This is a genomic window from Paenibacillus sp. FSL H8-0048, from assembly GCF_038002825.1.
Taxonomy (GTDB): domain Bacteria; phylum Bacillota; class Bacilli; order Paenibacillales; family Paenibacillaceae; genus Paenibacillus_AQ.
Map to the genome: position 1 here is coordinate 3,982,835 of NZ_JBBODF010000001.1, position 11,470 is coordinate 3,994,304.

At 52.4% G+C, this 11,470-nt stretch carries 11 protein-coding genes; 3 read left to right on the plus strand and 8 right to left on the minus strand.

Going from position 1 to position 11,470, the window contains the following annotated elements:
- Window positions 1-13: 13 nt before the first annotated feature.
- Window positions 14-1,672, minus strand: a complete 1,659-nt coding sequence (locus tag NSU18_RS16870; protein WP_341149606.1) for a family 43 glycosylhydrolase — start codon at window positions 1,670-1,672, stop codon at window positions 14-16.
- 148 nt (window positions 1,673-1,820) lie between these two features.
- Between NSU18_RS16870 and NSU18_RS16875 the strand changes: the two genes are divergently transcribed.
- Window positions 1,821-2,705, plus strand: coding sequence for an AraC family transcriptional regulator (locus NSU18_RS16875; RefSeq protein WP_341151057.1), 885 nt, complete (start codon window positions 1,821-1,823; stop codon window positions 2,703-2,705).
- A gap of 79 nt (window positions 2,706-2,784) precedes the next feature.
- Here NSU18_RS16875 and NSU18_RS16880 read toward each other — a convergent pair whose 3' ends face one another.
- From NSU18_RS16880 to NSU18_RS16910, 7 genes are all read right to left on the minus strand, one after another.
- Window positions 2,785-2,985, minus strand: a complete 201-nt coding sequence (locus tag NSU18_RS16880) for a hypothetical protein (protein ID WP_341149607.1) — start codon at window positions 2,983-2,985, stop codon at window positions 2,785-2,787.
- Window positions 2,986-3,024: 39 nt separating this feature from the next.
- Window positions 3,025-4,314 carry an ABC transporter permease gene (locus NSU18_RS16885; RefSeq protein ID WP_341149608.1) on the minus strand — a complete coding sequence of 430 codons (1,290 nt, stop codon included), beginning with the start codon at window positions 4,312-4,314 and terminating at the stop codon, window positions 3,025-3,027.
- On the minus strand, window positions 4,307-5,209 hold the full coding sequence (locus NSU18_RS16890; protein ID WP_341014839.1) for an ABC transporter ATP-binding protein: 903 nt from the start codon (window positions 5,207-5,209) through the stop codon (window positions 4,307-4,309). Before NSU18_RS16890 ends, NSU18_RS16885 begins: the two co-directional genes overlap by 8 nt.
- Window positions 5,210-5,211: 2 nt before the next feature.
- Window positions 5,212-6,141 (minus strand): ABC transporter ATP-binding protein, encoded by a 930-nt coding sequence (locus NSU18_RS16895; protein WP_341014840.1) that lies wholly within the window; start codon window positions 6,139-6,141, stop codon window positions 5,212-5,214.
- Entirely contained in the window at window positions 6,141-6,551 is a 411-nt protein-coding gene (locus NSU18_RS16900; RefSeq protein WP_341151058.1) for a GntR family transcriptional regulator, read from the minus strand. Before NSU18_RS16900 ends, NSU18_RS16895 begins: the two co-directional genes overlap by 1 nt.
- 52 nt (window positions 6,552-6,603) lie before the next feature.
- A complete protein-coding gene (locus tag NSU18_RS16905; RefSeq protein ID WP_341149609.1) occupies window positions 6,604-7,332 on the minus strand; it encodes a hypothetical protein in 729 nt (242 codons plus the stop codon).
- Window positions 7,333-7,824: 492 nt separating this feature from the next.
- Complete coding sequence (locus NSU18_RS16910) at window positions 7,825-8,784, minus strand: tyrosine-type recombinase/integrase (RefSeq protein ID WP_341014843.1); 960 nt, start codon at window positions 8,782-8,784, stop codon at window positions 7,825-7,827.
- 211 nt (window positions 8,785-8,995) lie between these two features.
- Here NSU18_RS16910 and NSU18_RS16915 point away from each other — a divergent pair, with 211 nt between their 5' ends.
- Together NSU18_RS16915 and NSU18_RS16920 are read left to right on the plus strand one after the other, a co-directional pair.
- Window positions 8,996-9,424 carry a chemotaxis protein CheW gene (locus NSU18_RS16915; protein WP_341149610.1) on the plus strand — a complete coding sequence of 143 codons (429 nt, stop codon included), beginning with the start codon at window positions 8,996-8,998 and terminating at the stop codon, window positions 9,422-9,424.
- Between the two features lie 29 nt (window positions 9,425-9,453).
- Entirely contained in the window at window positions 9,454-11,454 is a 2,001-nt protein-coding gene (locus NSU18_RS16920; protein WP_341149611.1) for a chemotaxis protein CheA, read from the plus strand.
- Window positions 11,455-11,470: the final 16 nt, after the last annotated feature.

The window sequence follows — 11,470 nt, forward strand, 5'->3', positions numbered from 1 at the left end:
TTCACCACTCCTGTTAGTAATTCTTCACTCTATAGTACTCGAAATCAGCGAAGGAGTCATGCTGGTGGGCATCAACCGAACCGATGAAATTGAACAAGCCTGTAAATCCGCCAATCTCCCCCGGCTCCCCGTTCACGCCTTCATCCGACAGATAGAGTGCATCGATATTCTCTATAAAAGCTTGCCAATCCCCGTTATCCCCGAAACGGTAATGGATACTCGCGATGCCTGAATGATAGATCAGCTTGAGCTCCGCTGTGTCTTCAGGGACAGGAATGTAATGGTGGACCCGCTCGGTGCGTTCCCCCAGCTTGGCCTGCAGCACAGATAGAACAGTGCCCTTTGATTCGGAGTGGGTCAAGTGAACGTACAGCCAATTATTCGAATCATAGTATAGCCCCATCCCCGCCGTTTCCGAGTAATGATCGGGATGAAACTCCACCTTGGTCTGAACTTCATAATGAAGGGAGGTAGCACGTGTGGCCAACATCGCCGGATTGATCTGCGAGAAGAAAGAATTCTCTCCATGAATGCGCAAGTAACCGGGACGTTCAACCGTATTCACCCATGCTGCTTGCTGGTCCCGGTATGGAGTCAGAAAGTGAAGATCATAGTGCTCCCGGTTAAAATCATCAAATACGTCATGAGAGAGTCTGTCCCCCTCTAGTTCAACACCTGTTAACCCCTCAACCTCCATTTTGGCTACATTCGATCCGTCCTTCATTTCCAGCCAGCCGTCCTCTGTCCAATGCATTTTCTGTATAGAGGTTTCACGGCCTAATGGGTTTAAAAGCGTTCCTTCCACAGGCCGTGACATTAAATGGGCAATGTACCATTCGCCTGTTTGGGTTTGAACTAATGAGCCGTGACCTGCTTTTTGCATGATTGAACCTGGATTATACATCTCAAAATGCCCGGCATCCGGATTGCCCAGTGAGAATAGATGACGCGGCGAGGAAGTGATAATAGGCTCTCCCGACGGATGCGCTTCATAGGGGCCAAAAATATTCTCCGAACGTCCCAGCTCCACACCATGAGCATAACCCGTTCCGCCAGCTGCTAATAGCAGATAGTACATATCTCTATATTTATAGATCTGCGGTGCTTCCGCACAGCCGCGGCTGGTGAAGCCTTGCGTCACCCGGTGCCATTGTCCAGCGATCTTCCCCACATTCAAATCAAATTCAGCGATCACAATATGTCCAGGCGCCTGATACCCTTCACGGGTCTCCCATTCAAGAATGGACACATAGTGTTTGCCGTCTTCATCATGAAAGAGCGCCGGATCGAAACCGATGGATGTCAGATAGATGGGCTCCGACCAGGGTCCCTGGATATCTTCTGCCCACATGGCATAGGAATCCGAGTTAAATTCACGGCCTGCCATGTTTAACATATGTGAATAGGCTAACCAGTACCGATTCGTCCTGGAATCGTAGGAGAGATGCGGGGCCCAGATCCCGGCTGGAGTATTTGTGCCTCTTAGATTCACTTCCCCTTTATTCAGGGCAAAGGCCGTCAACTCCCAATCCGCTAAATCGTTTGACTTGAAAATTTGAATGCCGGGATTCCAATGAAACGTAGATGTCGCAATATAATACACATCATCTACTCTAATAATAGAGGGATCTGGTGCCATTCCAGGGATTATAGGATTATTAATCTTCGTCATTGATTTGCTTCCCTTCGCTGTTTAGCCATATTATTTACCCTTTTCCTGTTGTCTATGTATATTATAATAACTAGTAACGTACTTATGCGATGGGATGATTACGGCTAGATTTACCCAAATCAAAGGCAGGTGCTGCAAATTGGAACAGATGAATAGCTATCTCACAGGTGCACAGACGCTGCTGTTGCCGCGCATTGATTGGAATATACGCTTTTTTGGCGCACATACACAGACCGTTCCTGCCGATTGGAGCATGACGACAGAATCCCACCATGCCTTTGAGATTCTAATTGTGCTGGATGGGACTCAGGAGACAAGGATGGATTATGAACAATTCGTTGTGAACCGTGATGATATTCTGCTGATTCCGCCCGGGTTCGAGCATACGAATAAATGCATTTCCGCTGCATCGATGACTTATTTTTGTGCTCATTTCGATATAGACGAGCCCTCCTTGCGGATGCAAATCATGAAAAACTGCGACTGGGTCTATACGCCCTCCAGTTCGTATCATCCTAAGCTGAAAAAGTGCCTTCAAAAATGGATAGATATTCTGCATGAGCCTGAGTTGTCGTTCACCAAAGCGAAGCTAAAAGCACAAATGGTCCTATTCGAATTATTGGAGGTGCTGATAGATATCCAGCCGGTCCAGACGGAGATACGTGCTAAGCAGTCCATGACCACTGCGAAATACGCCAAAGAAATTGCCGAAGCCATCAAGCGGGCTTTCAAGAAAAATTGCACCCAGGGAAATTCAGATTACACCATTCACATCCAGCCCATCATCGCTGCGCTTGGGATCAGCCCCAACTACGGACTTGAGGTATTTCAAAAAATATATAAAATGTCGCCCCGTACCTATCTGTCAGACTTAAAGCTGCAGGAAGCCAAAATATTACTCCAGCAGCCCAGAATATCTTTAAATGAGATTTCAAACCGTCTAGGCTACAAGAACCTCTCCCACTTCAGCAGACAATTCAAAAGATGGACAGGAGTTAACCCTTCTGACTTTCGTAAAAATAATGGTGTATAGCAAACACCCATCTGCCTCTAGGGGGGCGGATGGGTGTTTTGTTGTTGCGCGCTTTATATATCATGGCTACAACTTCGTCTTATTCGCTGCGTTTCTTAGATTTACCCAGGGTCACAATCGTCATCAGCATCCCTACAAGGCCCATGCCTAACAGCAAGCCTTGCGAGAAATCCATCAAGTTGCTTGTGTTAGGCTGAATCACTTGGCTGGCAGCAATGGCTGCGAGTGAGGCCAGGAACAGCGGGGAAACCAGTTGGCTTTTGAATTGTTTTTTAATCATGTTAGACACTCCTTAGCAGGTTTTATTTTGTATATAATCCTAGATTTTATAAGCCTTCATCGCTTTTCTGATCTCCTTGATGCTAGGGCGCTTGCCGTACATCAGGACGCCGGTGCGGTAGATCTTGGCGGCGAGCCAGCCGAAGAGGAAGGTTGTCGCCAGCAGGATTGCCAGCGAGACCATGATCTCCCAGACGGCGACCTCTCCGACCCCGATACGGAGCAGCAGGCTCAGTGAGGAGGTGAATGGTACGAAGCTCGCTACCTTCACCAGCAGCGTATCCGGGTTCGAGATACTGAACAGCGGCAGATAGAAGCTGACGAAGCCCAGCATCATGACTGGCATCACGGCCTGCCCCAGATCCTCTGTCCGGCTGACAATCGAGCCGACAGCGGCATACATCAGGGCGTACAGGAAGTAGCCCAGGATATACAGGATGAAGCCATAGACGATCATGCTGACATTAAGCTGTCCCAGATTCAGATCGAAATCGCTCAGGATCGTGGAATTATGCGGCAGCATCAGGTTGGCGGCGATGGCAGCCGAGATAATGGCGATCTGCATCAGGCCGACGAGGAAGATTCCGATGACCTTGCCGAACATCTGGGTTAGCGGCGAGGCGCTGGTGATGAGAATCTCCATAATGCGCGAGCTTTTCTCCGAGGTAATCTCGGCTGAAATCATATTGCCGGTCATCATCACCGACATGAAGAACAGAATCAGCAGGATATAGACCACAACATAGTTAATGGGCGGTTTATCCCGAACTTGGTCTGTGCCGCCTGCAGCCCCGTCCGTACTTAGCTGCGCGGTATCAATCGACACCGGAGCGAAGATTGCCGCCACCTGGCTCTCGGTCAGCTTATCGCCGACAATCAGCCCGGTGTTCACCTGCTGCAGAGCGGCTTGCAGATTGGTTCTAAGATTGCTGCTGATGTCTCCGTCCTTGCTGTGGTACGTTACCGGAGGTACGCCTTCACTGCCCTCTGCGGCAAAGGTGAGATACCCCTCGATCTTCTCATCCTCCAGCCCCTGCTTCAGCGCAGCATCCTCAGCGGAAGGATAAGCGGTAAATACGACTTTATCTTCGGCTTCAGCCGGCGGAGTATAAGCGAGCAGCAGCTCGGCAGGCCGGAAGCCCTGCTCGGCAACGACTCCGATCTGGGTCGCGTCCTTGGCACCGTCTTCTCCCTTGAACACCTTGATCAGATAAGGGATATTCATCCCGATACTGAGCAGAAGCACCAGAATCAGGGTGGTAATCATGAAAGATTTCGTTCTTACCTTGTTCTTGAATGTGAAGCCGATAATGGTTGCCATTTTATTCATTGGATTCACCCACCGCTCTGATAAAGATTTGGTTTAGCGTCGGTTCCTTAATCTCGAAGTGCTCGACCTCGCCCTGAGCCATAGCCAGCTGCAGAATGCGCTGTGCCGCTCCCAGGTCAGTGATGGTCAACACATATCCGCGCTCCTGCCGCTCCACTCCGGTAACACCGGCAATCTCCGCCAGCCCGTTCACTTCCCCGGCGGTGCGCAGCACGACATGCTCCCGCGGATACCCCTTCTTGATCTCACGGATATCTCCCTGAACTACGGTGTTCGAGCGGTCAAGAATCGTGATGTTGCGGCATAATTCCTCGACATGCTCCATGCGGTGTGTGGAGAACAGAATACTGGTTCCCTGATCCCGCAGCTCTTTGACCGTATCCTTCAGCAGCTCCACATTGACCGGATCAAGTCCGCTGAAGGCTTCATCCAGAATGAGGATCTCCGGCTTGTGGACCACGGCAGCAACGAAGCCCATTTTCTGCTGGTTCCCCTTGGACAGCTCTTCAATCCGCTTATTGTAGTATTCCGGAACATCGAACCGCTCCAGCCAGTACTTCAGGCTCTTATCCGCCTCACTGGCAGCCATCCCGCGCAGCCGGGCCAGATAGATAATCTGGTCGCTGACCTTGACCTTCGGGTACAGCCCGCGCTCCTCCGGGAGATAGCCGGTCAGATGCTGAAGTTCCTTACTATACGGCTTGCCGTTATAGAGGATGCTCCCTTCGTCGGGATAGATCAGGCCGAGCACCATGCGCATGGTCGTTGTTTTGCCGGCACCGTTGGCACCCAGCAGACCGTAAATCTCGCCTTGCTCTACCTTTAGACTGATTCCGTTGACGGCTGTCTTCTCACCGTACTGCTTCACTACCTGCTTCAACTGCAATGCTTCCATTCTTATTCCCCTCTCTTCTGGTCGATCAGAACCGGACGATGTCCCCGGGTCCATAAGCTTAGGATTTCATCCAGCTCCAGGCTGCGGCTCTTGATTACCTTTACGCCCAAATCGTGAATGCGTTTCTCATACAGATAAATTGGCTGGGTTAAAAAGGAAGCCACACCCGGCGTCTCGAGCTTCAGCTCCAGCGCCTGAGGCAGCTCGGCTGCCAGCTCCTCCAGCTCCTGCGCCCCTTCGACTTGAACCCATATCTCAGTCCATGAGCCGAACAGGCTGTCCTTCTCGGCCATTCCCAGCAGCTGCCCCTGGTGCATCAGCACGATGTAATCGGCCAGCCGCCGCACCTCATCCACAATATGGGTCGAGATGACAATCGTCGCCTCGTGCTCCTCCATGTAGTTCTGCAGCGTATCAATCATGGTCTTCCATGCAAATGGGTCCAAGCCCGAAGACGGCTCATCCAGCAGCAGCAGCCGGGGCTTCGCCGCAAGGGCCGCGGCAAGCTCGAACTTGCGGCGCTCCCCCTTGGATACTTTACCCAGCCTGGCATTCTGCGGCACTTCAAACCTCTGGATCAGCTCCTCGAAATAGCTCTGGTCCCAGGAAGGATACCAGTGGCTGCGGAAGGCAGCCGCCTCAACAGGCGTCCAGAAGTTCTCCTCAGGCTGGGGCATCTCCGGCACGTAAGCGATGGTCTGCCGGAGCTTCATCGGCAGCACGCCGCGGTAAGTCTCTTCATACCAGCGGATCTCCCCTTCATCCGGCAAAATCAGCTGCAGGAGCATATTCAGCAGCGTGCTTTTGCCCGCGCCGTTCTGGCCCACCAGCGCTGTAATATATCCTTGCGGCAGCCGGAGATTCATCGGCCCGATGGTTTTGTTCCGCCGCTTCTTGCAAACATCCCGCAGTTCTATAGCTTGCTGGCCCATCAGCTTCCCCCTCTTTCTGCCTGCTTCCAGTATTTGCTCTTCACAATCTCTGTGAACAGCCTGGTCAGTTCCTCTTCGCTGCATTGGACGGATAGTCCCGCCTCCACGGCACTCTCCAGCGCCTTGCGGACGGTCTCCTGCTTATAGTCCTCCATGGCCCCGGTACCGATATGGGACACGAAGGTGCCCGTCCCTTGCCGGGTACGCAGCAGCCCTTCGTTCTCCAGATCCTGATAGACACGGCGGACCGTAATGACACTGCACTTCAGCTCACCCGCGAATTCGCGGATGGAAGGAAGCAGCGTCCCTTCTGTAATCGCACCTGAGATAATCAGCGCTCTGAGCTGCGTCTCAATCTGATGGTACAGCGGCTCTGCGCTGTTCTCATTAATTTGTATAGGTATCCACATCATTTACACCTGCCTTCCAGGCCCGGTCCCCGGATGAACGCCTTGCCCCGTCTCATACGAGATCACGGCTCTTCAGCCGGTGAATCGTCCATTTGGAGAATAATTGAACCGATAACACGCCAAGTACCAGCGTTCCCCACATCAGGGGAGATAATAGGCCCCACTCCTTGGATACAGCGACCGTGGCGAGCAGTATATTGCCTCCAGCCAGATAGACCAGACCGGACACGCCCAGCGCCAGCAGCATAACGGATGAGATGATCCAGAAGTACATGACGCCGCTGACCGAGAACTCGATGATAATGTAAATGCCTGCGACAATCAGACTGTAGGCGATCCAGGTAAAGGCAAAAGCCAGATACGAAGCAGGCGGCAATTCCGCGCGTATTCCAGGGCTGAACAGATAGATCAGGCTGAAGTACAGCGTGCCGTTCATGACAACGGCGAACAGGGTGTCCAGCTTTCTTTTACAGAGAACAGCGGCTACAGGTACCGGCAACGCCCGCATATACGCCAGCATCCGGGTGTAGGAATCCTCTGAGATATACTTCATTGTCCGCCGGGAGAAGGTGATCGTGAGCATAAGCATCATGGTAACCATCAGAACATCGCTGAGCAGCTGCTTATCATGTCCTGTCAGCGTATCGTCGATGACCATTCCTGACAGTGCAGCAAAATATCCCATGAACAGGAGCGAGAACAGCAGCGCCCACAGCAGCTTCCAGCGGTCACCGTGGAATTCGCTGCGTACGATGACCCATGCTTGCTTGAATGTTGTCATAACTTCTAACCTCGCTTTATTTGTCTTGAAAGTCCGTCGGTGGCAGATCAGCCAACTTCACTGTGTATCTATGTGTGCTTACTGTATATATCTATATACACAGTATATGACCTGTGCTTTTCACTGTCAATAGAAAACGTCTGCTATTTTTATGATTTCGGTATCCATACAAAAAAACCCCGCGCATGGGCGGAGTCTAAACTTTCTATTGGGCATACGCGGGATTTACGGCACAAGTGCCGGATTTGAGTGCAATAAACCACTTGAAGTTAAGTCAGTATGTATACTTTGACGTTTTTTGTCGTACAATATCACTTATGCGACTTTTTTGGAGCAAAACAAGAGAAACTATGCATACTTGCGCATAATTAAGCAGCAATGCGTTTATTATAGGTCATTTCCTAACTTCTGTATAGAAACTTCGCCGGATCAGCCCCTCCGCTTCCACAATAATGTTCATTTCATGTCTTTGCAATTTTTGTCGAATTCAATCTATTGAATAAACGTACGCAGGCTGTCCTCTACAAAATCCGGGGCAGCCTTTTGAATCTGCTGAACGGTGTGGAGATACCGCTGGGTGGTATTGATGTGGGAATGTCCCAGCGATTCCTGAACCTGCTGAAGTGACGCTCCCTGCAGGAGGGCCAGTGTGGCATTCGTATGCCGCAGCCAGTGCGGTGTCAGCTTTTTCTCAATCGTGCTGGCGGCTCCGGCGTTCTTAATAATCCGTTCCACCTGCCTTGAAGATAACGGAAACATCCTCTGCTCCGGAGTTAGCTCTTCCTTCCTTGGCAGGGTATCAGACAACTTGGAGTACAGCTGCCAGAGGGTCGGCGGAACCTTGATTTCTCTGGGCTTGCCCCCCTTGCCGTTCTCCACGGTCAGCCAGACCGAGGTCTCCAGCAGATCATTATGGAAGTCTCCCCACTTCATTGCTGTCAGCTCCGATACCCGCAGACCCAGCACCACCAGCGTCAGCCCGATCAGATAATTGCGCAGTCCCTGCTTCTCCAGTACATTCAGTAATTCTCCCACCTCCCGTTTGGTCAGGAAGTTTTTGCGGCTGGTCACGGTTATTTTGGGGATGCGCACCGAGGAGGTCGGATTCACTGCAAAGATCCCTATGTGCTGGTCACTCCCCCATTTATAAAAAGACTTCAACGGCGCAAGGAATGCCGCTATGCTTGCCGGTGCCAGCTGCCTCTGATAGCTGTAGCCCCCCTGCGTCAGGAAAATCTTATACGCCTCAATCTCCCTCCAGCTCACTGCCCGCAAAGAGGTGCCTGCAATAAATCTGCGGAAATCAGCAATCGCCCGCTTATAATTTCGACCTGTATTAACATTCGTACAGCAGGTAGCCATAAACATCTGAACAATCTGATCATCGCTTAGGTAGCCCTCTTCCGGGTGCACCAAGCTGAGCGCCGTACGGCTAAATTCGGTCTGACTCATTCTTTTTTCATCACTCCTCAGGATTAGACATGTCGCATAAGTGATATTGTACGACATTTTTGTGGTATTTTGTCCCATTATCACACAAGGATGACTAAAGACAGGAACACACAAGATCAGCAGAAGGTAACGCGAAGAACTCAGAAGGGAGACGTAAGACAGAATAGCAGCTGCGGGCCAGCTAAGTACTATGAGAAGCCGGAGGGTAACTATGGAGACCGTTTTGCAGAAACAATATGTTGAATTCGGGATAGAACACGAGCATTACGCAATCCCGATCTCAGATGTCCATGAAATTATAAGAATGCAGGAAATAACAGAGATCCCCAGCAGCCGTCACTATGTTAAGGGCATTATCAATCTCAGGGGAAAAATTGTGCCCGTGCTCAGCCTTAGAGTGCTGCTCCAGATGGAAGAAGTGGAGCCGACCAAACACACACGTATTCTGGTGGTCCATCACCAGGAGGAATCCCTGGGCGTCATTGTCGACAACGTGAATAAAGTGACGACCTTCAACGATATTCAGCCTGCACAGGGCAGCATCTCCGGAATCAGCGGCTCCTTCTTCAACGGAGTAGGCTTCTCTTCTTCCGGGCTGGTCGGTATTCTTCGGCTGGATGAGATCCTGCTGCGCGACTAAACAAAGGCTACACGGAGAGAAGGAGAACCATGGTTGATTTATCGGAATACCGAGGGATTTTTCTGGAGGAGCTGGAGGACCAGCTACAGCTGATCGAGGATGAGGTGCTCAGACTGGAGCAGGCCGGGGAGACAGAAGACGGCATTCAGCAGTTCTTCCGGGCGGCCCATACCCTTAAGGGCTCCTCGGCCTCTATGGGCTACAACGGGCTGAAGGAGGTCACGCATCATCTGGAGCATCTGCTTCATCAGATGCGGGGCGGGGAACGGACAGTCACGCCGGAGCTGATCCGCCTGTTCTTCGAAGCGCTGGATAGCATGCGCGCACTGCAGAGCGAGATCGCCGCTACGGATCAGGAGAGCACAGATGTGGCCAGTCTGGTTCAGCAGCTAAGCGCATTCGCAGCGGAGGAGCTGCAGAAGCCAGAGCATAAGGCCTCTGCTGAGCAGACAAGCCAGACCGAACTGCCCCTCCAGCTGTTCTGGGTGCATGTGTGGCTCTCTCCCGGCTGTGAGATGAAGCTGCCCCGTCTTCACCTGATCGATGCCAAGCTGAGGAGTGTCGCCGCAGTCCTGCGCATGAAGCCGGAGCTGGAAGCGATAGAGGACCACGACAGCCGGATTGACGAGGCGTCCTGGTTACTATCGCCCAAGATTGATATCGGGGAGTTCCGTCAGGAGATCTTATCCATCATGGATGTTGATCGTATATACATAGAAGAAGTGCTGAACGATTCTCCGCGTCCCGGTGAATTCGTGAGACCGCCCCATCCGGAGACGGGAAGCCGGGAGCTCCCGGAGGTACCCGAATCTCTGCCGCCTGCCTCTGACAAAACCAAACCGCAAACGATCCGCGTCCAGGTGGAGCGTCTGGAGAAGCTGATGAACCTGGCGGGTGAGCTGGTCATCGACCAGACCCGGTTCCATCTGCTGAACCGCAGATTCCACCAGCAGTACGGAACCAATGATCTGACAGAGGAGCTCGGCCAGCTTGCCGACCATCTGGCTATGATTACAGACGAGCTGCAGGAGAGCATGATTAAGGTGCGGATGCTGCCAATAGAGCAGCTGTTCAATCGCCTCCCCCGCATGGTCCGGGACTTGTCCGGCTCCCTGGACAAGCAGGTTGAGCTGGTCCTTGAAGGCAAAGAGACGGAGCTGGACCGGACGCTCATTGAGGAGCTTGGCGACCCGCTGATCCATCTGCTGCGCAATGCCGTCGATCACGGCATAGAGACCCCGGAAATCCGCCGCAAGTCCGGCAAAAGCGAGACCGGAACCGTACGCGTCGTTGCCTCCCACGAGGACAACCAGGTCATCCTGGTCATCGAGGACGACGGAGCCGGGATCGACTCCGGCCTGATTGCAGAGTCTGCTCTGCGGAAGGGCATCATTACGGCAGAAGAGGCCGGCGGGATGACTGAGGATGAGGCACTGCGGCTTATTTTCCGGCCCGGCTTCTCCACAGCCCAGCAGATCAGCGATATTTCCGGCCGCGGAGTCGGGATGGATATCGTCCGCAATGACATTGAACGGATTAACGGCATGATCGATATTGAGACCACCCGGGGGCAAGGCACCCGCTTTCGAATCCGCCTGCCCTTGACGCTCGCCATCATCCGGGGTCTTCTCGTTCATGCCGGGGGAGCCACCTTCGTCATTCCCATGAGCAGTGTGGCTGAGATCGTCCGCGCCGCTCCAGAGGAGATCAGCTCTGTCCGGGGCCAGCCTGTCATTACCGCACGGGGTCAGCTCGTACCGGTGGTCTGGCTGCAGGATATTCTGCGGCTGCCCGCAAGCGCGGGCGGCAGCGCAGCATCCATTCCGCTGATCATCGTGGGGCGGGGAGAGAAACGGCTGGCACTGGCCGTAGATACACTTATCGGCAATCAGGATATCGTGATCAAATCACTCGGCTCCTACATGGGCAAGACTGAGAATATATCAGGAGCTACTATCCTGGGAAACGGAAATATCGCACTGATCATAGACATAGCCAGCTTATTTTTGACTACGGGAGTTTTCGCTTAACAAAATCATCTTTACT